Origin of the sequence: Urbifossiella limnaea (assembly GCF_007747215.1) — a bacterium.
GTDB classification, from domain to species: domain Bacteria; phylum Planctomycetota; class Planctomycetia; order Gemmatales; family Gemmataceae; genus Urbifossiella; species Urbifossiella limnaea.
The window spans coordinates 173291-195363 of record NZ_CP036273.1; the positions used below are offsets into that span (position 1 = coordinate 173291).

The 22073-nt window shown below is 72.4% G+C and carries 20 protein-coding genes; 7 read left to right on the forward strand and 13 right to left on the reverse strand.

Going from position 1 to position 22073, the window contains the following annotated elements; translation table 11 throughout:
- Positions 1-7: 7 nt before the first annotated feature.
- Positions 8-1036, reverse strand: coding sequence for an LLM class flavin-dependent oxidoreductase (locus ETAA1_RS00780; RefSeq protein ID WP_145233427.1), 1029 nt, complete (start codon positions 1034-1036; stop codon positions 8-10).
- Positions 1037-1138: 102 nt separating this feature from the next.
- Here ETAA1_RS00780 and ETAA1_RS00785 point away from each other — a divergent pair, with 102 nt between their 5' ends.
- Together ETAA1_RS00785 and ETAA1_RS00790 are read left to right on the forward strand one after the other, a co-directional pair.
- On the forward strand, positions 1139-1921 hold the full coding sequence (locus tag ETAA1_RS00785; RefSeq protein ID WP_145233429.1) for a cbb3-type cytochrome c oxidase subunit II: 783 nt from the start codon (positions 1139-1141) through the stop codon (positions 1919-1921).
- Positions 1918-2715 carry a c-type cytochrome gene (locus ETAA1_RS00790; RefSeq protein WP_145233431.1) on the forward strand — a complete coding sequence of 266 codons (798 nt, stop codon included), beginning with the start codon at positions 1918-1920 and terminating at the stop codon, positions 2713-2715. Before ETAA1_RS00785 ends, ETAA1_RS00790 begins: the two co-directional genes overlap by 4 nt.
- 65 nt (positions 2716-2780) lie before the next feature.
- Here the strand turns inward: ETAA1_RS00790 and ETAA1_RS00795 are convergent, their stop codons facing one another.
- Positions 2781-3887 carry an AI-2E family transporter gene (locus tag ETAA1_RS00795; RefSeq protein ID WP_145233433.1) on the reverse strand — a complete coding sequence of 369 codons (1107 nt, stop codon included), beginning with the start codon at positions 3885-3887 and terminating at the stop codon, positions 2781-2783.
- A gap of 87 nt (positions 3888-3974) precedes the next feature.
- Here ETAA1_RS00795 and ETAA1_RS00800 point away from each other — a divergent pair, with 87 nt between their 5' ends.
- Positions 3975-4922 (forward strand): ATP-grasp domain-containing protein, encoded by a 948-nt coding sequence (locus ETAA1_RS00800; protein WP_145233435.1) that lies wholly within the window; start codon positions 3975-3977, stop codon positions 4920-4922.
- A 380-nt stretch (positions 4923-5302) separates the two neighbouring features.
- Here the strand turns inward: ETAA1_RS00800 and ETAA1_RS00805 are convergent, their stop codons facing one another.
- Together ETAA1_RS00805 and ETAA1_RS00810 are read right to left on the reverse strand one after the other, a co-directional pair.
- Complete coding sequence (locus tag ETAA1_RS00805; protein ID WP_145233437.1) at positions 5303-6787, reverse strand: cbb3-type cytochrome c oxidase subunit I; 1485 nt, start codon at positions 6785-6787, stop codon at positions 5303-5305.
- Between the two features lie 17 nt (positions 6788-6804).
- On the reverse strand, positions 6805-7002 hold the full coding sequence (locus tag ETAA1_RS00810) for a cbb3-type cytochrome oxidase assembly protein CcoS (RefSeq protein WP_145233439.1): 198 nt from the start codon (positions 7000-7002) through the stop codon (positions 6805-6807).
- A gap of 577 nt (positions 7003-7579) precedes the next feature.
- Between ETAA1_RS00810 and ETAA1_RS00815 the strand changes: the two genes are divergently transcribed.
- Positions 7580-8560 (forward strand): cytochrome c, encoded by a 981-nt coding sequence (locus ETAA1_RS00815; protein ID WP_145233441.1) that lies wholly within the window; start codon positions 7580-7582, stop codon positions 8558-8560.
- Between the two features lie 143 nt (positions 8561-8703).
- Here the strand turns inward: ETAA1_RS00815 and ETAA1_RS00820 are convergent, their stop codons facing one another.
- The 7 genes from ETAA1_RS00820 to ETAA1_RS00850 form a co-directional block, all read right to left on the reverse strand.
- Positions 8704-9687: an aldo/keto reductase gene (locus tag ETAA1_RS00820; protein WP_145233443.1), complete on the reverse strand. Its 984-nt coding sequence runs from the start codon at positions 9685-9687 to the stop codon at positions 8704-8706.
- A 27-nt stretch (positions 9688-9714) separates the two neighbouring features.
- Complete coding sequence (locus ETAA1_RS00825) at positions 9715-10860, reverse strand: hypothetical protein (protein ID WP_145233445.1); 1146 nt, start codon at positions 10858-10860, stop codon at positions 9715-9717.
- Between the two features lie 341 nt (positions 10861-11201).
- A complete protein-coding gene (locus ETAA1_RS00830) occupies positions 11202-11897 on the reverse strand; it encodes a DUF1349 domain-containing protein (protein ID WP_145233447.1) in 696 nt (231 codons plus the stop codon).
- A gap of 69 nt (positions 11898-11966) precedes the next feature.
- Positions 11967-12290 carry a barstar family protein gene (locus ETAA1_RS00835; protein WP_145233449.1) on the reverse strand — a complete coding sequence of 108 codons (324 nt, stop codon included), beginning with the start codon at positions 12288-12290 and terminating at the stop codon, positions 11967-11969.
- 399 nt (positions 12291-12689) lie between these two features.
- On the reverse strand, positions 12690-14036 hold the full coding sequence (locus ETAA1_RS00840) for a hypothetical protein (RefSeq protein WP_145233451.1): 1347 nt from the start codon (positions 14034-14036) through the stop codon (positions 12690-12692).
- A complete protein-coding gene (locus ETAA1_RS00845; protein ID WP_145233453.1) occupies positions 14023-14496 on the reverse strand; it encodes a hypothetical protein in 474 nt (157 codons plus the stop codon). Before ETAA1_RS00845 ends, ETAA1_RS00840 begins: the two co-directional genes overlap by 14 nt.
- Before the next feature lie 346 nt (positions 14497-14842).
- The gene (locus ETAA1_RS00850) at positions 14843-15631 is read right to left on the reverse strand and encodes an esterase/lipase family protein (RefSeq protein WP_145233454.1); all 789 of its coding nucleotides are present in this window, start codon (positions 15629-15631) and stop codon (positions 14843-14845) included.
- Between the two features lie 80 nt (positions 15632-15711).
- Between ETAA1_RS00850 and ETAA1_RS00855 the strand changes: the two genes are divergently transcribed.
- Both ETAA1_RS00855 and ETAA1_RS00860 read left to right on the forward strand, forming a co-directional pair.
- A complete protein-coding gene (locus tag ETAA1_RS00855; protein ID WP_145233456.1) occupies positions 15712-16620 on the forward strand; it encodes an NAD(P)-dependent oxidoreductase in 909 nt (302 codons plus the stop codon).
- A 97-nt stretch (positions 16621-16717) separates the two neighbouring features.
- The gene (locus ETAA1_RS00860) at positions 16718-18145 is read left to right on the forward strand and encodes an aldehyde dehydrogenase family protein (protein WP_145233457.1); all 1428 of its coding nucleotides are present in this window, start codon (positions 16718-16720) and stop codon (positions 18143-18145) included.
- A gap of 229 nt (positions 18146-18374) precedes the next feature.
- Here the strand turns inward: ETAA1_RS00860 and mutY are convergent, their stop codons facing one another.
- Positions 18375-19478 (reverse strand): A/G-specific adenine glycosylase, encoded by a 1104-nt coding sequence (gene mutY / locus ETAA1_RS00865; protein ID WP_145233459.1) that lies wholly within the window; start codon positions 19476-19478, stop codon positions 18375-18377.
- Between the two features lie 37 nt (positions 19479-19515).
- Positions 19516-20265 carry an FHA domain-containing protein gene (locus tag ETAA1_RS00870; protein ID WP_145233461.1) on the reverse strand — a complete coding sequence of 250 codons (750 nt, stop codon included), beginning with the start codon at positions 20263-20265 and terminating at the stop codon, positions 19516-19518.
- A 237-nt stretch (positions 20266-20502) separates the two neighbouring features.
- Between ETAA1_RS00870 and ETAA1_RS33290 the strand changes: the two genes are divergently transcribed.
- A complete protein-coding gene (locus tag ETAA1_RS33290) occupies positions 20503-21978 on the forward strand; it encodes an extracellular solute-binding protein (protein ID WP_145233463.1) in 1476 nt (491 codons plus the stop codon).
- Positions 21979-22073: the final 95 nt, after the last annotated feature.

A 22073-nucleotide genomic window follows, 5' to 3' on the forward strand; every position in this document is an offset into this window, starting at 1 on the left:
GCCGCCGTCAGCGGACCGCGCGGATCACCCGGTCCGCGAAGCGCTCCATCTCTTCGAGCTGCGGGCTGCACTGCAACAGCAGCAGGTTCACGCCCGCCGCCTCGAACGCCGCCACTCGGTCGGCCACCTGGGACGGCGTGCCGACCAGCCCGGCGCGGAGGCCGCGGTTGCTCACCGAATAATCCTCCAGCGACACCCGCTGTTCGAGCTGCGTGCCGGCCAGCCACTGCTGGTAGTTGTGGTACCCGGCGGCGCTCTGCTTCACGTCGGTGATGCGGGCCAGTTCCGTCTGCGCCTCGGCTTCCGTCTCCCGCACGATGCTGTACCCGGCGACGCCGTACTGCATCGGCGGCAGCCCGAGCCGGTCGCGGCGGGCGGCCATGTCGTCGATCTTCGCCTTCACGCGCTCCGGCGGGTCGCCGTGCATCACGTAGGCGTCGCAGGTGCGGGCGATGAGCTCCTTCGCCGTCTCGCTCTCGCCGCCGGCATAAATCACCGGCCGCGGCTTGCTCGCCGGCTTCGGCTGAAGGATGGTGTCCTTCACGCGGTAATATTTGCCCTCGAAGCTGTAGCCGTCGTGCTTCCACAGGTTGTCCACGACGGTGAGCCACTCGGCGGTGCGGGCGTAGCGGTCGTCGTGCTGCTCGAAGCCGACGCCGTACTGGATCGCCTCGTCCTTCCACCAGCTGCTGACGACGTTGAGCGACAGCCGGCCGCCGCCGCCGATGTGGTCGATGTTCGCGGCCTGCTTGGCGAGCAGCGCCGGGTTGTGGAACGTGGGCCGCACCGCGACCATGTATTCGAGCCGGTCGGTGACGGCGGTGAGCGCCGCGGCGGTGCTCCAGGCGTCGAGCGACGGGGCGGCCTCGCCCTTGATGTCGTTGAGGTTCAGCTCGGCGACCAGCGACAGGTCGAAGCCGATCTGCTCGGACCGCTGCGCGAGCCGCTTGCTGTACGCCCACGAGGCGTCCATCCGCTCGTCGTCGACGTTCCGCAGCCACCCGCCGAACACCGGCATCCAGTACCCGAAGCGCATGAGGGGCTCCAAGAGTGCAAGGCCCATCGTAGCCGGGGCGCGGGGGAACGTCGCGGCCGGGGGCGGCTCGTATCATCAACTCCGGTCGGTTCCGGAGGCGACATGGACCGCGGGACGGTGATCTTCGTCGGCGCCATGCTCACGTTCGCGTCGAGCTGGGTCGGGCTCGTGTACCTGCCGTACCAGCAGCTCAACGGCCAGCAGCCGTTCACGGCGCCCGGCGAGGACGCCTACCCGCGGCCGTACAGCGACAAGGCCGCCGCCGGGGCCGGCGTGTACGCCGCCAACGGGTGCATTTACTGCCACAGCCAGCAGGTGCGGAGCGAGAAGTTCGGCAACTGGTGGGAGAACGGCGAGGAGAAGACCGGCGCCGACATCCGCCGCGGGTGGGGCTCGCGCCGCAACGTGTCCCGCGACTACCTGAACGACCGGCCGCCGTTCCTCGGCACCATGCGCACCGGCCCCGACGTGGCGAACGTCGGCAGCCGCTACTCCGCGGCGTGGCAGCACCAGCACCTGTTCAACGCCCGGTCGTTCAACTCGTGGAGCACGATGCCGTCGTTCGCCTTCCTCTACCGCAAGGAGAAGGTCGAGGGCACCCGCGCCCCGAACGCGCTGCGGCTCGGCCGCGAGTGGACGGTCAACCCCGGCTACCGCTGGCGGCCGACCGACGCCGAGTGGGACACCATCCTCGCCGCGCAGCCGAACCTGTCCGTCGGCTTCGAGACGACTACGCCCGAGGGGAAGTCGCGGCTGTTGGGCCTGTGGCTGACCAGCGAGGAGGAGGGCCACCAGGTCGTGCCGACGGCCGACGCCGAGAACCTGGTGGCGTACCTGCTGGAGCTGCGGAAGGCCGAGACGCCGCTGCCGGAGGCCAAGGAATGAACCCCACACCCCCAGCCGAGCCGACGCCCGAGGTGCCGGTCGACTCCGTGCAGGCGCTGCACGCGCCGGTGATGCAGGCGATGAACGACCCGGTGATGCTGTCGCCCGGGGCCGACCCGGTGGACGACCAGCCCGGGGCCGGCGGCCAGGACAGCGTGCAGTCGATGCACGGTATTCTGATGCGCGAGCACGCCGAGCCGCGCGACGGGTTCGAGCCGGTGCCGTTCTGGGTCATGGTCGTGTTCGCCGCGCTGCTGATGTGGGGCGGGTACTACGCCGGCAGCGAGTCGGCCGACTTCCGCCGCGACGTGTACGACACCGACGAGCGGAAGTTCTCCGGCCTGCCGGGCGACCCCGGCAACCCGCCGGCCGACCCGCAGCCGAAGACGGTGGCCGAGCTGGTGGCGATCGGCCGGGCGCGCTACGCGCTGACGTGCGCCGCGTGCCACAAGGCCGAGGGCGAGGGCGACCCGGCGTTGAAGGCGCCGCCGCTGAAGGGGTCGGCGTGGGTGGTCGGCGCGGAGGCGAGCCCGGCCCGGCTGGCGCGGCTGGCGCTGTACGGGCACGCGCCGGGGGCGACGCCGGCGGCGAAGGATTACGAGGTGGCCGCGGTGCTGACGTTCGTGCGGAACTCGTTCGGCCACAAGGCCGACGCCGACGACGCGAACCCGACGATCCCGGTAGCGGCGGTGGCGGCGGCGCGGGCGAAGGAGAAGACGCGCGGCCCGTACACGCTGGCCGAGCTGAAGACGATCCCGCCCGACTACAAGGACGCGGTCGCGGAGAAGAAGTAGGGCGGCTGGGTTTCGCCGCTCGCGGCTTCGCGTCGCCCAGCGCGAAGCCGCAAGCGGCAACGCGATTAAGCGGTCGCCAGCCGCGCCGTCGGCACGGGCGCCGCAGCGGGGCTCAGCTCCCCCCGCTCCTCCGGGTGGAGCCGGCGGTGCCACACGTCGATGAGCCCGAGCGTCACCGCGACGGCGACCGGCCCCAGCACCATGCCGCTGACGCCGAACACGGCCAGCCCGCCGACGTAGGCCACGAGCACCGGCACCGCGTGGAGCCGCATCCGGCCGCCGGCCAGGTACGCGTACAGCCAATTCCCCACCGGCCCCGACCACAGCACCCCCCAGCCCAGCACCGCCGCCGCGGGGCCGACGCGGTCGGTCATCAGCAGCAGCACGCCGGCCGGCAGCCACACCAGCACCGCGCCCACCACCGGCAGCACGCCGAGGACGAACATCACCGTCGCCCACACGACGACGTTCGGCAGCCCGGCCCACCAGAACACGAGCCCGCCGGTCACGGCCTGCGCCAGCGCCGCCACCACGGTGGCGTACACGGTCGCGTGGATCGTGTCGTCCACCCGGGTGAACAGGTAGTCACTCTCGGTGCGGGTCATCGGCAGGGTGTCGCGGACGGCGGCGAGGAGCCGGCGGTGGTCGCGGAGGGCGTAGTACAGCACGAAGACGCACACCAGCCCTTGCAGGGCCGCCCCGAGCGTGCCCTGCGCGAACAGCGCCGCGTCCCCGGCGAGCCGGCCCACGAGCTTCCGCGCCTCGTCGTTGACGTCCACATGGTTCCGCACCCAGTCCAGCGCCCACGGCCCGCTCGGCACCGTTTCCGCCATCTCGTCGAGCCGCCCGGAGTTGACCGCCACCTCGGCCCGCGTCACCGCCGACGCCGTCTCCCTCGCCAGCTGCCCGCCGACGAGCGCGACCGGCACCAGGACCGCGGCCACGACGAGCGTGGTGGTGACGCCCGCCGCGACGCCCGGGTACGGGATGACGGCTTCGAGCCGGCGGTGCAGCGGGTACGCCATGACGGCGAGCGCCACGGCCCACGCCAGCGCCGGCAGGAACGGGACGGCGATGAGGACGCACACGGCGACGCCGGCGAGCGTGAGCAGCGCCAGGGCGGCGACGCGCGGGCGGGTCGGGTCGGCGGGGGCGGGCGTGTCGGCGGGCATGGCAGTTCCTCCGGTCGACGGGGAAGCAACTCGGGTGCCGGCGCCGCGGCCCGGGGCTACTCTGACACCCCACCCCCGGAGGCCGCCGTGCGACCGTTCGCCATCTACCACGAGCACCCGGACTGGTTCCGCCCGCTGTTCGCCGAGCTCGACCGCCGCGGCATCGCGTACGCCCGCCTCGACCCGCGGGCGCACCTGTACGACCCCGCCGACGGCCGGCCGCCGTACTCGCTGCTGTTCAACCGCATGAGCCCGTCGGCGTACCTCCGCGGCGGCGTGCAGGGGATGTTCTTCACCCTCGGCTACCTCGCCCACCTGGAGCGCGTCGGCCTGCCGGTCGTGAACGGGTTGCAGGCGTTCACCGTCGAAACGTCGAAGGCCCGGCAGCTGACGCTGCTGACGGGGCTCGGCCTGCCGTACCCGAAGGCGCGGGTCATCAACCACGCCAGCCGCGCCGTAGAAGCCGCGGAGGGCTTGCGCTTCCCGGTGGTGGTGAAGGCGAACGTCGGCGGCAGCGGGGCCGGCATCGTGCGCTACGACACCCCGCTGTCACTGGCCGCGGCCGCGGCCGACGGGCGGCTCGACTTCGGGGTGGATCACACGGCGCTGGTGCAGGAGTTCGTGCCGGCCCGCGGCGGCCACATCACGCGGGTGGAGACGCTCGGCGGCAAGTTCCTGTACGCGATCAAGGTGTACACGACGGGCGAGTCGTTCAACCTGTGCCCGGCCGACATCTGCCAGCGCGCCGACGGCGTGGAGCTGGTCCGCGGCGCCTGCCCCGTGGACGCGCCGCGGACGGGGATGAAGGTGGAGGGCTACACGCCGCCGGCCGAGGTGATCGCGGCGTGCGAGAAGATCATGCAGGCCGCGGGCATCGACGTGGGCGGCATCGAGTACATGACCGACGACCGCGACGGCGGCATCGTCTACTACGACGTGAACGCGCTGTCGAACTTCGTGGCCGACGCGCCGAACGTGGTGGGCATCGACCCGTTCGCGCGGCTGGTGGACTACCTCGAACGCCGGGCGGGGTGATTCCCGTAGGTCGGGTCGAGGCTTTGCGAGACCTGACAGCGCTTTGCCCGGCCGTAGGGATGGCCCCGAACGCGACCTGCGCCACCGTCAGGTCTCGCAGAGCCTCGACCCGACCTACGGGAACTGGCGATGCGGATAGCACTCCCGGAACAGTTGACAGCTCAGTAGCCGAACTTCGATAACACGAACACGATCAGCACGAAAACGATAATCGTAATTGGCATACCAATAAGCATGGAAAGCGTGTTGCCAATTCCAGCATGGAGTTGGAGTGAGGCAGAGACAACGCTCCCCGCAATTCCTGAAATCAGCAAACACAACGTCAGTAAGACAGTGTTCTTTCTCATGGGCTCATGCAGGGCAATCAAAGGCCGAGAACTTCAGTCCGCCGCCGCGCCGGCCAGCTGCTTCTGGTCGGCCGGGGGCGGCTCGGCGAACCACGTCGGCCCGGTGCCGCGGCGGCGGCCCCAGCCGGCCAGGTTCATCACCAGCAGCACGGCGAAGGCCACGTGCCCCACCCCCATCAGCACGCCCGACACCGACCGCGTGAACAGGTACGGCTTCATGTACTCCACGATGTTCCCCCACGGCACGTTGGGGTCGTTCATCATCCGCCCCTGCGTCCAGCCGGGGAACGTCAGCGCCACGAAGTAGATGCTGATGCCGATCGCGTCGCACCAGAAGTGCAGGCTGATCAGCCGGGCGCTGCACCACTCGCGGCCGGTCAGGCGCGGGATCATGTAGTAGAGCTGCCCGAACATCACCATCGTGAAAAACCCGTAGGCGCCGAGGTGGGCGTGCGCCACCGTGTAGTGCGTGAAGTGCGCCACCTCGCTGAAGCCCTTCAGCGATTCGATACTCCCCTGGAAACTCACCGCCGTGTACGTCATCGCGCCGAACACCGTGAACCGCAGCGCCGGGCTGTAGCGCAGCATGTGGAAGCTGCCGAGCATCGTCATGTGGTGGTTGATCGCCACGGCGATGACGGGGATGAACATCATCATGCTGCCGACGGTGCTCGCGGTCGCCAGCCAGGCCGGGATCGGGCCGCCGATCAGGTGGTGCATTCCGGCCCACGAGTAGAACAGCGCCAGCGACCAGAACCCCACGATGCTCAGGTAGTAGCTGTGGACCGGCCGGCCGATGATCTTGGGGATCAGGTAGTACGCCGACCCCACGCCGAACGGCGTCAGCCACAGGCCCAGGTAGTTGTGCCCGAACCACCAGTTCACCACCATCTGCACCACGCCCGTGGACGGCACCCAAAAAATCATCGCCACCGTGATGAGGTACAGCACCGGGAACCAGAACACGGCCGCGAAGATGTACCACTGCGTGACGTAAACGTGCGGCTCGCGGCGGCGCACGAACGTGGCCGCGGTCCACGCCGAGAAGATGGCGACGGACGTGATGAGGAACGGCGCCGTGTACCGCGGGGCGTCGAGCCACTCGACCGACTGTCCGTGCCCGAGCAGGATGCCGACGACGTTCGCCACCATGCCGACATTCCACAGCGTCGCCGCGACGAGGAGGAGCCTCGGGTACGGCAGCGTGGCACGGCTCAGGCGGCACATCAGCCAGCACCCGCCGGCCATCGCCGACATCCCGCTCCAGCCGACCCCGACGGCTTGAAGGTGCGCCATCCGCACCCGGCCGAACGTCAGGTACGGCGAGTCGGTGAGGAAGTACGGGCTGTGCAGTTTGATCGACGCGATGACGGCGAGGACCGTGCCGACGAGGAGCCAGAACACGGCGCTAGCCGCGTAGTACAGCACCGGCCCGCGGCACGACGTGTCGATCTCGGCGCGCTCGCGGGCGGCCTGGGCGCGGTCGGCGGCGGTCGGGGCGGGCGGCGTCACGGCCATGTCGCGGCGGGCTCCGTTCAGGCGGATTCACCGGGGAAGGCGTCGGTCGATTCGCCGACCGGCTCGTCCGCGCCGAAGATCGACCGCGACCCGCGGTCGAAGTTCTCGAACTGACCGGCCCGGAACGCCCACCCCATCGCCAGCACGACCGCCCCGCCGAACAGGACGACCGACCCGACGACGGTAGCGAGGACGGCGAGATCGACCGAACTCACGGCGGCAACTCCGGGGCCGGACGAAATCGGATTGGTACGTCCATTTCATCCGCGGGGCGGGTCATCGGCAACCCGCCCGTCGCGCCGGCTCACGCGGATTCCCACCCCCGGACAGAAAATCCGTTCCACCATGAGTGTGAATGTTCCACAATTCCCAGTCACTTCCACGCAACGCATGGTTGACCCACGAGCGGTGGGCGGGTACGGTATAAAATGCTGAAAAACGTAACGGTTTGGAGCGTTTTCCGGTCGTGGGTTCGAGTCCCACCCGACTCGTGCCGAATCGCATGATCGCGTGGATTCGCGATCATCCCCTCACCAAACCGCGACGCCGCAAGCGGCGAACCCTCCGCCGCTTGCGGCGTCGCGGCCCGGCCGGTACCGTGACCGATCAACCGGATTCGGGATCACCCGTGCCGGGCGCTGCCAGCCGGGCGAGACCGGACTCCACGACGGCGTGGGGGAACCGACACGAGGGAGGGCAGCCGGTATTATTCCTACTCACCAGGAAGGCGAATTCGGCTCGCCCCCACGCGGGCCCGGTCTTGCAATCGCCGGTAGCGAACTCGGAGATGACATGACGACGACGACGGGCCAGCCCCAAACCGAAGCCCCGTCACCCGTGAGCCCGACCGGGCCGATCGGCGTCCCGGCAGCCGACCCGGCCGGGATCCACGGCCCGCGGTGGCAGTGGGTGGTGCTCGGTGCCCTGCCGTTCGTCCTTGTTCTCGTCGTGTGGGTCGCGCCGGCCGCGTACATGCTCCGCGCGAAGGCGGAGCCGGCACCCGTCGACGCCCCGCACCAGCCGCCCAGCGGCATCGCGCTGTACGAGCGGCACTGCGCCCAGTGCCACGGGGACAAGGGCGACGGGGCCGGTCTGACCGCGGCCAGCCTGTGGCCGCTGCCCCGGAACTTCGGGGAGGGGCGGTTCCGGCTGGTGACGACCCAGAACGGGATCCCGACCGACGACGACCTCCTGGCCGTCCTCCGCAACGGCATCCCGGGGTCGTCGATGCCCGCGTTCGGCCACCTCGGCGAGCCGGAATTGCGGGCCTTGATCGAGCGCGTCCGGGCCTTGACGTACGCGGGCGTCCTCGAACGGTTGCTGCGGCAGGCCGACGACGGCGACATGGAACCGGCCGAGGCGTACCGGATCGCCGCCACCCGCTGCGCCCCCGGCCCCGTGCTGGCCGTCCCGAAGCAGTTCCCTCCCCCGACCGCCGCCTCGCTCGCCCGCGGCCGGGAGGTGTTCGCGAAGGTCTGCGCGTCCTGCCACGGGCCATCCGGGCGGGGGGACGGGCCGCAGGTCGCCCAGTTGGTCAACACGGACGGCTCCCGGGCCCGGCCCCGCGACCTGACGGTTGGCCGGTTCAAGGGCGGCGCCGACCCGGCGCAGGTGTACGCCCGGATCATGCTCGGCCTGCCCGGCTCCCCGATGCCGGCCAGCAACCTCCTGCCCCAGGAGGAGATCCTGGACCTGGGCAACTACGTCCTGTCGCTCTCCCGACCCGGGGCCGCAGCCGGACCGGCAGGCGACCGGTCGAGCCGCGCCCCCTGAGCGCGACGCGGACCGGGCACGCCGGGCACCACCCCGGTCGGCCCGCCCCGTAAAAGTGCGTCTTGAAAGTCGCCGGCCCACTCCGTGTGCCGTGGGGATCGCAACGGCACACGGAGTGGGCTTATTACGCTCTCGTGACGGCGTCAGTCCGGCCCGCGGACGTGCGGCCGCACCTCGGCCCGGTAGAACGCCGCCAGTTCCGCGTGCAGCGCGGCCGGCAGTGGCGGTCGGTCGGCTGCGGCGGCGTTCGCCCGCGCCTGTTCCACGGTCCGCGCCCCGGGGATCACCGTCGTCACCGCCGGGTGGTCGAGGCACCAGCGCAGCGCGAACTCGGCCATCGTCCACCCCGCCGGCACCCGCGGCCGTAGCTTCTCCACCAGCCCCACGCCCGTCTCGAACGGCAGCCCCGCGAACGTCTCGCCGACGTTGAACGCCGCCCCGTCGCGGTTGTACGTGCGGTGGTCGCCCGGCGGGAACGTCGTGCCGGCCGTGTACTTCCCCGCCAGCAGCCCGGACGCCAGCGGCAGCCGCACGATCACCGCCACGCCCTCCCGCTCGCACCGGTCGAACAGCTCGAACACCGGCGACTGGCGGAACACGTTCACGATGAGCTGGAGCGAGGCGCAGTCGGCCTGGCGGATACACTCCTTCGCCTCGGCCACCGACTCGACGCTCGCCCCGAACCGCCGGATCTTCCCCTCCTTCGCCAGCGCCCGGAGCGTCTCCCAGGTGTCGTCGTTGGTCAGCACGCTCATCGGCACGCAGTGCAATTGCGTCAGGTCGATCGCGTCCACGCCGAGCCGCTTCAGCGACGCCTCGGTGTGCGCCCGGATGGCGGCGGGGGTGAAGTTGCCGGGCCAGCCGGGCTGCGGGAAGCGGCCGAACTTCGTGGTGACGAAGAAGCGGTCGCGGCCGGCGTCCTTCAGGAACTTGCCGATGAGCTCTTCGCTGCGGCCGAGGCCGTACACGTCGGCGGTGTCGAGGAACGTGACGCCGGTATCGGCCGCGGCGCGGAGCACGGCGAGCGCGTCGGCGTCGGGCAGGTCGCCCCAGTCGGCGCCGCCGAGCTGCCAGCAGCCGAGGCCGACCTCGGAGACGGGGGTGGTGCCGAACGGGCGGAGCTTCACGGCGGCCTCCGGGGTGAGTGCGTTAGCCTACAGCCGGTTCCGGTTGTCGAACACGTAGTACACCGGCTCGCTGAACCGCCGCCGGTAGTCGCCGTCGCCGCGCTTGCGGACCACGCCGACGCGCACGAACCCGGCGCGCTCGAAGAACGGGTTCGCGTGCCCCATCGCGGCCAGCGACTCGACCCACGGCACCGGGCACAGCTCGCACGCCCGCCGCACGAAGTCCGCGGCGATGCCGGCCCCGCGGTAGGTGGGATGAAGCACGACCCGTTGCAGCACCCACAGCTGCTCGTTCAGCGCCGCCAGGGCCACGCCGCCGCGCGGGTTGCGCAGCCCGAAGTGCCGCGTCCGCAGGGTCAGCGACGCCGCCGGGGTGCCGAACACGCACACGCCCACCGGCTCGCGCCCGTGCCACAGCACCGTCACCCGCGTGACGAACCCGAGGCCGTGGCCGCGGTAATGCCACCGAGCGAAGTACGCCCAGTCGGATCGGGTGCCGGCGGACAGCCACAGGTCGTCGGCGAACGACACGCGGCGTCTTTTCCGCCCCCGGCGCCCGGCCTCGACGCGGCCCTCCCCGTGGCACTTCACCCACAGGTCCGGGGCCAGGTCGGCGGCGATGTCGTCGTGCGTGGTCGCGGCGAGCACGCCGACGCCGGTGCGGGTGGCGAGCTTCCGCAGGTTGAACGCCACCACCTTCGCCAGCGGCCGGTCGAGCGCGGCGGTGAACTCGTCGGCGAGGAGGAACTGCCCCGCGGCGAGCCGGGCGACGGCGAACGCCAGGCGGAACCGGTAGCGCTGCCCGTCGCTGAGCTCGGCCGGCGTGCGGAGCACGAGCCGCGCCTCGCCGAGGCCGCAGCCGGCGAGCGTCGCCAGCCGTTCTTCCACGGTGCCCGGCAGCGCGTCGATCAACGGCACGTTGGGGAGGTCGGCGGCGAACGCGTCCGCGGCGCCGAGCTGCTTGCCGACTTCGCGCAGCAGCGACGACTTGCCGCTGCCGCTGGGGCCGGTGAACAGCGCCACGTCGCCGGGCCGCACGTCGAGCGTCAGGTTGTCGGCGACGGTGTGTGGCGGCTCGTGTTCCGGCAGGCCGAACAGGTCCGCGACGGCGCCGGTGGCGAGCGACCGGCGGGCCGGGCGGAAGGCGTAGCGGACGGTGATGGGCTGGAGCATGACGCGCCTCGCGGGGTGAAGTTGGGGAACGACGGGCCGGCCGGTCGCGCCGGACGAGCTGTTGCGGATGGCGAACGGGGACCACTACGAGCTGATCGACGGGGTGCCGCGGCGGAATTGGAAGCGCCGTGGGTTTTCAGGCCGAAGGCCTGACAGCCCTCAGCCCAGGGCAACGCCCTGGGTACGGGGTGAGAAAGGCCGTGCAGGCTGAAGGCCTGCGAGCCGGCTGGCAGGCCTTCAGCCTGCGGGGTGATTCGTGCCGCCGACCCAGGGCGGCGCCGCTCTGCGGCTTGCCCTGGGCTGAGGGCTGTCAGGCCTTCGGCCTGAAAGCCTCGTCCGCGTCAGTCCTTCGCTTCGGTCACGGCGAAGTGGTCGAACGTCACCTCGACGGCCACGCCGGTCGTGTTCTCGGCGATCAGCCCGAGCGTCACCTCGCCGGCCCAGCCCACCTCCTGCTTGCCGTACTCGCGCCACGCCTTGCCGTCGGTGCTGGTGGCGAATTGCACCTGCGTCCCCTTCCGCGCCAGCCGCAGGAACAGCCGCGTGTCCGAATCCTTGCCGGCGCCGGTGCCCGACCCGCCGCCGCCGCCGTTGGCCATGCGGAAGGCGCTGCCGTAGGCCGTGCGGTGGCCGCCGTCCATCTTCTCGAACTTGCGGATGCCGGCCCGGCTGCCGCGGCCGTCCTCGGCGGTGAGCCCGGCGGCGACGAACCGCGACTGCCCGCCGGCGTTGCCGAGCCGCTCGTCCGGCTGCCGCGGCACCTCGGCCCGCACGCTGGCGCTGAAGTCGCCGTTCATTCGCCGGACGAACCGCGGGGCGTCGATCGGGCCGGGCATGTACTCGATGATGCCGCGCGGGTACTCGGGCAGGCGGACGTGCAGCCGCGGCCCGGCGGCGCGGAACGAGCACCCGCCGAGCGGGTCGGTCCACGCGCCGTAGACCCGCGCGACGGCGAGCCGGTCGCGCTCGGCGTCCGGCAGCGGGGCCGCGAGCGCCGGCACGGCGAGCAGCAGGGCGAGTGGGATGGTGCGGGTCATGTGCGTTTCCTCCGGTGCACCCAGCTCGCCTACGGCAGGGGGCAGTATTGCTCTGTGGTCGGGAAAAGCCTACCAGCCCCCGTCGTCTGGCGCGGTACTTGGTTCGACGGCCTCGACCGCCGCCGACCACTCCGGGAATTGCGTCAGTGCGTCGGCCAGGCACCCGCGAAGGTGCCGGGCCTCGTCCGGCAGTTGGGCTGCGAACCCAGCCCACCCGACCAGCCTGAGCCGCCGGGGCATCTCGACCAATCCTGTGATGGCATCCCAGAACGCCGCCCAGTTGCGACCGTAGAAGTCCGGGAACCCGAGCGCACTCGCCAGCACGGTGTGCAACTCACCCGGTGTGGTCACGGCGGACAGGTCGATCTCGATCGCCTCCCGCCGCTCGTCCATCCACTTGCCCTCCTCCGACGAATCTGAAGTATTGTCGCCAACGGACACCGGCGCCGCAAGCTGCCGATTCGTGAGACCGCCGCCGGGCTACCAGTCTTCCTCCCACTCCGGCGGGCCGGGCGGGTTGGGGTTGTACAGCGCCACCCAGAAGCCGTACGTGCCGAGCGCCACGCCGGCGCACACACCGCCGCAGCCGATGAACACGATGCCCCTTCCGGCGAGAGACACGCCGAAGGTTGCTGCGCCGAACCCGACCACCATCAGGATTAAACCGAGAACCGGGCGTCGTTGATCCATCGTCCCACCTCGAAGGCCGACCAGCGGAGCGACGGTAACGAGTAGCGGCCCGCCGGGGCGGGCGGCAAGCCGCAGGGCGCCGAACGTGAATCGAGTCTGCCGTCACCACACCCGCGGCGGGCGGCGGTCCAGCAGGTGCGCCACGCCCGTCGCGGCGGCGTCCAGCAGGTCGTCGTGCGCCCCGAACGGGAACGTCACCAGCTCGTCGTACAGCCCCTGCTGGCCCGCATCGACGCCGCCGCGGCCGTCGCCCTTCAGGCGGAACGCGCCGTTCTCCACCGCCACGCTGAAGCCCGCCACCCGCGCCGCCTTGTCCGCCGACTGCGTCACCCCCTTCACCCGCGGGCCGAACCGGGCGTGGCACACCAACAAGTCCTTGATCCCCTGGAACGCCGCGTTCTGCTCGAACAGGATCACCCCCGGGTTCCAGCGGCGGTCGGCGGCGTCGATCAGGTTCACCAGCTCCGGGGCCGCGACGCGGCGGGCGGTCGCCTCCAGGACGTGGATCTCGGTGCGACTCGCGCCCAGGAAGCCGGCCGCCGCCTCGCCGGTGCGCCCCAGCACCACCAGCGCCGACGCGTCCGCCTTCTCCCGGGTCGATACCGCGGGATCGACCGACAGCACGGTCGCGTCATAATCCGCCGGGTCGGTCCAGGTGCGAACCCACTCCGCCCGCACGGCCGTCTCGCCGTCGGCCACCGGCAGCAGGCGGTAGCCGCGGGCGAAGCTGGCGGTGCCGATCTCGGCGCGGCGCTCGGCCAGCTTCGCCCGCGGCCACTTCGCCGGCCACACCGGTTGCAAGTCCTCGCCCACGGCCCGGCGGAACAGCGCGAACGCCGGGTTGCGCTTCAGCCGGGCGTTCAGGTCGTCCGGGTGCCACGGCGTACACAGCCCCCAGAATCGGCCGTCGGGCTCCAGCAGGTTGAGCAGGTTGTCGTGGAAGAACGCCGCCGCCCGGTCGCGCTCCGCCCGGCTCGTCAGCGCCTTCACGTCCACCACGTCGTCGCACACGAGTAGGTCGGCGCGGGTGCCGGTGCTGCCGGCCCCGACGCCGAACGCCGCCACGCTCGGGCCGATCACGTCGGCCGGGCGCGCCACCGTGAACGCCTCCGCGGCCCACGGCTGGCCCGGCTTCAGCCCCGGGAACACCTTCTCCACCCAGGGGTTGCCCGCGATGGCGTCGCGCAGGAACCGGCTCCGCTCGGCGGCGACGCCCTCCGTGGCGCACACCACCTTCACCCGCAGGCCGGGGTTGCGGCCGAGCTCCCACACGATGCGGGCGCACACCTGGAACGTCTTGCCGTGGTCGCGCGGCAGCTCCACCAGCGCCCGCCGGTTCGCGCTCAGGAAGGCGTGCAGGTCGCGGTGAACGTCGCCTTGTTCGACCGGCCGGCCGCTCGAATCGGCGAAGCAGACGGCGACGAAAACCGAGGCGTCAATCCGCGCCATCCGGATGGCGTTGAAGCTCTGCCACAGGTGGGGCAGGGGTTGCGGCGGTGTGCACCGTGGCCGCGAGCCGCGCGAGGTCGTCATCGGAGTGGCTCTCCAGAAAGGCGACCAGCCGGCGGGCGTCGGCCGATCGGGGGGTCGGGAGGGGGTCGGACGTGTCGGGCGGGGCGACGAGCTTGAACCGCAGCTCCAGCAGGAACCGGGCGGCGTCGCGGCGGACCTTCTCGTCTTCGGCCCGGAGCAGCTGCCGGAGGATGAGCACCGCCTCGGCCCCGGCCTCGACGGCGACGCGCTTCTCGGCGTCGGCGAGAAGCGGCGGCCAGCGGTCGGCGTACTTCTCGGGCCATTTCAAGACCGTCTCGACGGCCTTGCCGAGCTGCGCGGCGACGGACTCCCACGAACACCCGGCGGCGCGGAGCTGTGCGGCGCGGGCCAGCGTGGCGTCGATCGTGGTGGGCATGGGGAACCTCGGGGTGGGGGGTGTGAATGAGAGGGAATCGTTTACCCGGTTTTCAGGCCAACGGCCTGACAGCCCTCAGCCCAGGGCAAGCGACGAAGTCGCGCCGCCCTGGGTAGGGGTGCGAAGGCCGTGCAGGCTGAAGGCCTGCGAGTTTGCGCCGCGAACCCAGGGCGGCGGTGCTACGCACCTTGCCCTGGGCTGAGGGCTGTCAGGCCGTTGGCCTGAAAACCGGGTGAATTCGGGGAATCGCGGCGGACGTGAACCGGCCGACGTGCCCGGTCAGACGCCGGGGTGTGACAACCCTAAGATATGGTGTACGTTTGTCAAGTATCTCGCAGCCGGATTCCTAGAACCCGGCCGCGGCCAGCCGGCGGACGATGCGGCCGTAGTCCGGCGCCCGCTGGGCCCACTCGCCGCGGCGGCGGGCGACGCGGTTCGGCCAGTTGATCAGGTTCAGGTGGTCGCCCGGCCACACGTCCTCGTGCTCGCCCCACGCCGCCGACTTCACCGACACGACCCCGTCGTTCGGCCCCTCGGCGCGGTTCACGATGCCCCACGTCAGGCTCCACTCCGGCCCGCGCCACGGCTTCTCGCTCACCCCGGCCACCGAGTAGTAGCGCACGCCGGGCACGTCCGGCGTCTCCTCGTTGAAGCGGGCGCAGCTGTCCGTCCGCAGGTCGATGAACGCCTGGTGGCTGAGGCCGACCCAGTCGAGCGCGGGGACGACCCAGCGGCGGAGGTTCCGCCAGCCCCAGTCGGCGAACGGGGTGCCGCGGTGCGGCGTGGCGACCGTCGTGACCGACAGCACCCGCGACTCCATGCCGAGGCGCGACACGAGGTAGCGGGCGTCGAGCCCGCCGAGGCTGTGGCCGACGAGGTGGACGGGCTCGTTCGGCAGCTCGCGGAGCAGGTACTCGCGCAGGTCGGCGGCGCGCTCGGCGACGCCGCCGGTCGGGCTCACCTCGGCGGCGTACACCCGGTTCCCGGTGGCGGCGAGTTGCCCGGGGATGCCGCGGAAGTACTCGGACAGGACGGCCCGGCCGACGGCCAGTTCGCGGAACCCGCACAGCCCGTGGACGAGCACGATCGGGGCGGTCAGCCGGGGGAGCGCGACCCCGCACTCTGCACTCTGCACGCCGCACTCCTAACATGAAGCCGGCCGGCCGCGCCGGCGTGTGAAGCCTTCCAACATACGTCCCTCACGGAACCGACGCAATGGCCATTCCCGTCGCGCAGCCCGGCACCACGCGGATCGGTTGGATCGGCACCGGCGTCATGGGCCGGTGGATGTGCCAGCACGCGATGAGCAAGGGCTTCTCCGCAACAGTCTACAACCGCTCGAAGGACAAGCTGCAGCCGCTCGTCGACCTCGGGGCGAAGCCCGCCGCCACGCCGAAGCAGGTGGCCGAGAACTCGGACGTGGTGTTCGCCATCGTCGGCTTCCCGAAGGACGTGCGCGAGGTGTTCCTCGGCGCCGACGGGGCGCTGGCCGGGAGCAAGCCCGGCACCGTGCTCGTGGACATGACGACGAGCGACCCGAGTCTCGCCCAGGAGATTCACGCCGCGGCGAAGGCGAAGGGCGTGCACGCGCTGGACGCCCCGGTGAGCGGCGGCGACGTGGGGGCGAAGAACGCGGCGCTCTCCATCATGATCGGCGGCGAGCCGGACGTGGTGGCGGCGGTGCAGCCGATCTTCGAGGCGATGGGGAAGACGATCGTTCACCAGGGCGCGCCGGGTGCCGGCCAGCACACGAAGATGGTGAACCAGATCCTCATCTCGTCGAACATGATCGCGGTGTGCGAGGGCCTGCTGTACGGCCACAAGGCGGGCCTGGACCTGGAGACGGTGTTCAAGAGCGTGTCGGTCGGCGCCGCCGGGAGCAAGGCGCTGGAGGTGCTGGGGCCGCGGATGCTGGCGCGGAACTTCGAGCCCGGCTTCTACGTCGAGCACTTCATCAAGGACATGGGGATCGCGCTGGCCGAGGCGGAGAAGATGAACCTGAGCCTGCCGGGCCTGGCGCTGGCGAAGCAGCTGTACGAGGCGGTGCGGGCGCAGGGCTACGGCCGCAAGGGCACTCACGCGCTGCTGCTGGCGCTGGAGCACCTGAACGGCATCAAGCGGTGAGCGAGCCGGCGAGCGGCCCGCGTGAGCGGGCTGTTCGTTCGCGTATCGAGTCGCGCAGGAACAGCCCGCTCACGCGGGCCGCTCGCCCGGGTATCACATGCCCCCACCCCCGTTCGCCGCCGAGGCTGCCGCGTGCCGGGCGGCGCAGGTCGCCTGGGCCGCGCTCCCCGTCCGCGAGCGCCTGCACGCCGTCGCCGCGCTGCGGAAGCTCGTCGTGGCCCGCGTCGATGCCCTCGTCGCCGCCGCGAAGGAAGATGTCGGCCGCACCCGCGTTGATGTCATCGGCACCGAGTTGCTGCCGACCGGCGCGGCGCTGAAGTTCCTGGAGCGGTCGGCCGTTCGCACCCTCGCCCCGCGGCGCGTCGGGCGCCGGCCGCTGTGGCTGTTCGGCTGCCGCGACACGGTCCACCGCCGGCCGTGGGGCGTCGTCGGCGTCATCGGCACGTGGAACTACCCGATCTACCTCAACGTCGGCCCGATCGCGCAGGCGCTCGTCGCCGGCAACGGCGTGCTGTGGAAGCCGTCCGAACTCGCGCCGCGGACCGCCGACGTGACCGCGCGGCTGTTCGCCGACGCTGGCTTCCCCGCGGGGCTGCTCACGACGCTCCCCGCGACGCGCGAGGCGGGGCCGCAGCTGGCCGACGCGGACGTCGATTACGTGCTGTTCACCGGCTCCGACGGCGTCGGCCGGAAGCTGGCGGCGCGGCTCGGCGAGCGGCTGATTCCGAGCACGCTGGAGCTGTCCGGCGTGGACGCGATGTTCGTGCTGGCCGATGCCGACGTGAAACTCGCGGCGCGGGCGGCGTGGTTCGGGCTGACGCTCAACCGCGGGCAGACGTGCCTCGCCGTGCGGCGCGTGTTCGTGCACCGGTCGCGGCTCGCGGAGTTCCTCGCGGTGCTGGAACCGCTGCTGAGGGCGGCCGGGCCGGCGGCGCTGGTCACGCCCGGGCAGGCGGCGCTGCACGCGCGGCTCGTCGCGGACGGCGTGGAACGCGGGGCCACGGCGCTCGGCGGCGACGGCGCGTCCCCGACGCTGCTGCTGAACGCCGCGCCGGACGCCGCCGTGTGCCGCGAGGCGGCGTTCTCGCCGGTGGGCGCCGTCCTCCCGTTCGACGACGTTGACACCGCGGTGTCACAGGCCGCGGCGTCGCCGTTCGGGCTCGGCGCGAGCGTGTTCAGCGCCGACACCCGCGCCGCGGAAGAACTCGCCGCGCGCATCCCCGCCGGCAGCGTGACGGTGAACGACGTCATCGCCCCGACGGCGCACCCGGAGACGCCGTTCGGCGGCCGCGGGGCCAGCGGGTGGGGCGTCACGCAGGGGCCGGAGGGGCTGCTCGCGCTGACCGTGCCGCAGGTGGTGACGGTCCGCCGCGGCACCTTCCGCCCGCACGCCGACGAGGCGGTGGCGCCCGACCCGGAGGCGACCGCGGACGTGCTGCACGGGCTGCTGCGGGCGACCTACGGCGGCGAGTGGTGGGGCGGGCTGCGGCAACTCCTGCGCGGTGTGCGGCGGAAGCGGAAGTGACACCGGTTTTCACCCCGAAGGGGTGACAGCCCTCAGCCCAGGGCAAGGTGCGCAGCACCGCCGCCCTGGGTACGGCGTGGAATGGGTTTGCAGGCTGAAGGCCTGCGAGCCGGCTCGCAGGCCTTCAGCCTGCACGGCCCCTCGCTCCCCCGACCCAGGGCGGCGGCCCTTCGGGCCTTGCCCTGGGCTGAGGGCTGTCACCCCTTCGGGGTGAAAACCGTGGGCCGCGTCAGAACAATCGCGGCTCGGTCAGCCGCGTCAGCAGCTTCCGCTGCGGCGAGCTCACCGGGAAGCCCGCCAGCTCGGCCGGCGTCACCCACTTCGCCTCGGCGTAGAAGCCCGCCCGGAACCGCCCCGCCGCCCGCGTCGCGCCCAGCACCGACAGCGTGATGGCGAAGCGCGTCACGCCGTGCTTCACGACCGTCAGCACCTCCCCGACCTTCACCCGCAGCCCCGTCAGCTCGCGCACGACCCGCACCGCCGCAGCCTCGTCCGACTCCCCTTCCCCGGCCTCGGCGTGGGGGACTTCCCACAGGTTCTGCCAGCGATCGGCGTCGGCGGGGCGGCGGCACAACAGCAGCGTCGGGCCGTCCCACACCACCACGCCCACCTCGCGCACCGCCACCACCTCCTTCGCCTTCTTCGGCGGGGGAATCTGATCCTGCAGCCCGTCGCGGTTGGCGACGCAGACCGCGGCCAGCGGGCACTCGCCGCAGCGCGGCTTGCTCGGCGAGCACACCAGCGCCCCGAGCTCCATCAGCGCCTGGTTGAAGTCGCCGACGCGCTCGTCGGGCAGCACCTCCTCCGCGGCCTGCCACACCCACGCCTTGCCGGCGCCCTCGCGGGGGTCGCCGCGGTAGCCGAACACGCGGGCCAGCACCCGCAGGCTGTTCGCCTCCACGATCGGCAGCTTCCGCCCGAACGCCTGGGAGAGTACCGCCCCCAGGATGTAGCGGCCGACGCCGGGCAGGTCCGCCCACACGGCCGGGTCGTCGGGCAGTGCGTCGGGGTGGCTCGCGGCGAGCGCCTTTGCGGCGGCGTGGAGGTGGCGGGCGCGGCGGTAGTAGCCGAGCCCCTCCCACAGCTTCAGGACGTGCTGCTCGTCCGCGGCGGCGAGGGCGTGGACGGTGGGGAAGGCGGCGAGGAAGCGCGAGAAGTACGGCACCACCGCGGCGACGGTGGTCTGCTGCAGCATCACCTCGCTGACCCACACGCGGTACGGGTCGCGGCTGGTGCGCCAGGGGAGGGGGCGGTGGTGGGCGTCGAACCAGGGGAGGAGGAGCGGCGCGAGCGGGGCCATGCCAAAATGATAGGCGACCGCGTCATTCGTCATTCGGGCTCCACGAATGACGAATGACGAATGACGAATTCTACTTCGGCCGCCGCATGTAGCGCCGCAGCAGGTCGCTGGCGGCGTCGGCGGTGTCCACCTTGGCCACGTCGGGCTTCTTCTCGGCGGCCTTGGCGGCGGCCGGGTCGCCGGTCAGGGCCGTCGCCGGCATGTCCACCACCGTGCTGCCGCCGGGCACCTCCGCCGGGCCGTCGTCCATGCCCAGCAGCATCGCCGCCAGGCGGTCGTGTTCGTCCAGCTCGGCGGCCGCGGCCGACAGCGCCTTCTGCTCCTTCGAGCCGGTCAGGGCGGGGGCGGCGCCGGTGCCGGCCTTCCTCGCGGGGTTGGGCGTGGCGTTCCGCGCCGCCGGGCCTGGCGAGGCGGCGGCGGCGGCGGTCGCGGCCTGCACGGCGGCCATCGCCGCGGCCGTCTCGGGGCTCCGCTCCGGCAGCGGGGTGCCGTCCTCCCTCGCCACCGTCGGCTCGATCCGCACGGTGAAGTCGAGCGGGCCGACCCTCAGGTTGTCGTTCGGCCGGACCTCGCGCTCCTCGCCCTTGAGCGTGGCGTCGTTCAGCTGGGTGCCGTTGGTGCTCCCCATGTCGCGGACGAACACCTTGCCGTCGCGGACCAGCACCGCACAGTGCTGCTTGCTGACGGCCTGGCTGGCCGGGCGGAGCTGGCAGGCGGGGTCGCGGCCGATGACGAACTGCGCGCCCACGATGGGGATGGCCTTGCCCTGGTGAACGCCCGACGCCACGACCAGGCTGACCTTCATGGGGAGTTCCGCCATCGTCGTTCCTCGCGCCCGGGTGACGGGGCCGGGCGGGCGGGCCGGTCGGCCCAGGTGAGTGATCCTACCAGTCAGACGGGTGAAACTTACCGGGAGTTGGGCACCAATCGACCGCCCCCGGCGTACAGAGCCAGGGAGGGCGACGCACTCGGTTCCCGGTATTCTACCGGCTCAGTCGGTCGCATGCGAGTCGTCCGCCGACACTAACCCGCGATTCTACGCACGGGGCCGCACCGGATGCAACACAGCAGTTCCGAAAAATCCGGACGCGGCGGCCGGCCGGCGGCCATTCTGCTCCTGGCCGCAACCCTCGTCGCAGCCGGGTGTAACCCGCCGGAACCGGTCGCCGGCCCGGCCGGGAAGCCGCGCGGCGGCGTGACCCTCCGCGTGAGCTGCCCGGACGCCCGGCTCGCGGGCATCCTCCGCCCGATGGCCCGCTCCTGGGCCGCCCGCACCGGCGCGACGGTCGAGCTCGTCGAGGGCCCGATGTCGGACGCGGCGGACGTCGGCGTGCTGCCCGCTGCGGACCTCGGCGGCTGGGCCGACCGCGGCGAGCTCGCCGCGGTGCCGTCGGCCTTCAAGGACGCCGGCCACCCGTACCAGTGGAACGGCGTGCTCGCGGTGTACCGGGGCGAGCCGTACGCCGGGTGGGGCGCCCAGCTGTACGGGCTGCCGATCGCCGCCGACGGATTTGCCGTGGTGTATCGCGCCGACCGGTTCGCCGACAAGGGTGCGAGTGACGATTTCCGCGCGAAGCACGGCCGGCCGCTGAGCCCGCCGGCGACGTGGGAAGACCTGGCAGACGTGGCGGCGTTCTTCGCGGCCCGCGACAAGGCCCCGAGCCTGCCGCCGCTCCCCGCCGACGCCGGCAAGCTGGCCGACCTGTTCTTCCGCGTCGCCGCCGGGTTCGACCGCCCGGCGCAGCGCGAGGGCGGCAAACCCGGCGAGCAGCCGACGGGCGACGCGCTGGCGTTCGCGTTCCGCACCGACAACGGCGCGCCCCGGCTGACCGAGCCCGGGTTCGTCGCCGCGGGGAAGTGGCTCGGCGAGCTCAAGGCGCGCGGCGCGGTGCCGCCGCCCGCCGCCGCCGACCCGGTGCCGCTGCTGAAGGACGGCAAGGCGGTGCTGGCGGTGCTGTCGTTCGCGGACGTGGCCCGGCTGCGGCCGGCCGGCGGCGCCGTGGACGCGCGGTTCGGCGTGGCCCCGCTGCCGGGCACCCGCGGCTACGCCACGCCCGGCGGCGTGGTGCCGCTGCCGCTGAACTACGTGCCGCTGGTCGCCGGCGGCTGGCTCGGGGCGGTGCGGGCGAAGTCGGCGAACGTGGCGGCGGGGTTCGAGCTGCTGGCGGAACTCGGCGGGCCGGCGCGGAGCGCGGAGGTGGTGGCGGCCGGCGGCTACGGCCCGACGCGGGCGGCGCACCTCGACCGCGAGCGGCTGGTGGCGTGGCTCGGCTACGGGTTCGACGCCGACCGGACGCGGGCGCTTCAGGACGCGGCCGACGCCTTCGTGGCCACGACGGTGCGAAACCCGGCGTTCGGCCTGCGGACGCCGGACCACGCGGCGCTGACGGCGGCGCTGGCGGCGGAGCTGCGGCGGGTGGCGGACGGGGCGCCGCCGGCGGAGGCGCTGGGCCGGGCGGCGGCGGCGTGGGAGGCGGCGGCGCCGGCGGCGCGGGAGCGCGAGCGGCGGCGGCGGGCGGTGGGTCTTCCTTGAGCAGTCGTTGGGAGTCGTTGGGAGTCTGCGGGAGTGGAGGAGTCCAGCCGGGTTCTTACTCCCCCACTCCCGCAGACTCCCGCAGACTCCCAACG

Coding starts and splice junctions, on each gene's coding strand:
- ETAA1_RS00785 (WP_145233429.1), top strand. CDS start 1,139: ATGGACCGCGGGACGGTGATCTTCGTCGGCGCCATGCTCACGTTCGCG.
- ETAA1_RS00870 (WP_145233461.1), bottom strand. CDS start 20,265: ATGGCGGAACTCCCCATGAAGGTCAGCCTGGTCGTGGCGTCGGGCGTT.
- ETAA1_RS00825 (WP_145233445.1), bottom strand. CDS start 10,860: ATGCTCCAGCCCATCACCGTCCGCTACGCCTTCCGCCCGGCCCGCCGG.
- ETAA1_RS00805 (WP_145233437.1), bottom strand. CDS start 6,787: ATGGCCGTGACGCCGCCCGCCCCGACCGCCGCCGACCGCGCCCAGGCC.
- ETAA1_RS00790 (WP_145233431.1), top strand. CDS start 1,918: ATGAACCCCACACCCCCAGCCGAGCCGACGCCCGAGGTGCCGGTCGAC.
- ETAA1_RS00780 (WP_145233427.1), bottom strand. CDS start 1,036: ATGCGCTTCGGGTACTGGATGCCGGTGTTCGGCGGGTGGCTGCGGAAC.
- ETAA1_RS00855 (WP_145233456.1), top strand. CDS start 15,712: ATGGCCATTCCCGTCGCGCAGCCCGGCACCACGCGGATCGGTTGGATC.
- ETAA1_RS00795 (WP_145233433.1), bottom strand. CDS start 3,887: ATGCCCGCCGACACGCCCGCCCCCGCCGACCCGACCCGCCCGCGCGTC.
- ETAA1_RS00835 (WP_145233449.1), bottom strand. CDS start 12,290: ATGGACGAGCGGCGGGAGGCGATCGAGATCGACCTGTCCGCCGTGACC.
- ETAA1_RS00840 (WP_145233451.1), bottom strand. CDS start 14,036: ATGGCGCGGATTGACGCCTCGGTTTTCGTCGCCGTCTGCTTCGCCGAT.
- ETAA1_RS00815 (WP_145233441.1), top strand. CDS start 7,580: ATGACGACGACGACGGGCCAGCCCCAAACCGAAGCCCCGTCACCCGTG.
- mutY (WP_145233459.1), bottom strand. CDS start 19,478: ATGACGAATGACGCGGTCGCCTATCATTTTGGCATGGCCCCGCTCGCG.
- ETAA1_RS00845 (WP_145233453.1), bottom strand. CDS start 14,496: ATGCCCACCACGATCGACGCCACGCTGGCCCGCGCCGCACAGCTCCGC.
- ETAA1_RS33290 (WP_145233463.1), top strand. CDS start 20,503: ATGCAACACAGCAGTTCCGAAAAATCCGGACGCGGCGGCCGGCCGGCG.
- ETAA1_RS00830 (WP_145233447.1), bottom strand. CDS start 11,897: ATGACCCGCACCATCCCACTCGCCCTGCTGCTCGCCGTGCCGGCGCTC.
- ETAA1_RS00860 (WP_145233457.1), top strand. CDS start 16,718: ATGCCCCCACCCCCGTTCGCCGCCGAGGCTGCCGCGTGCCGGGCGGCG.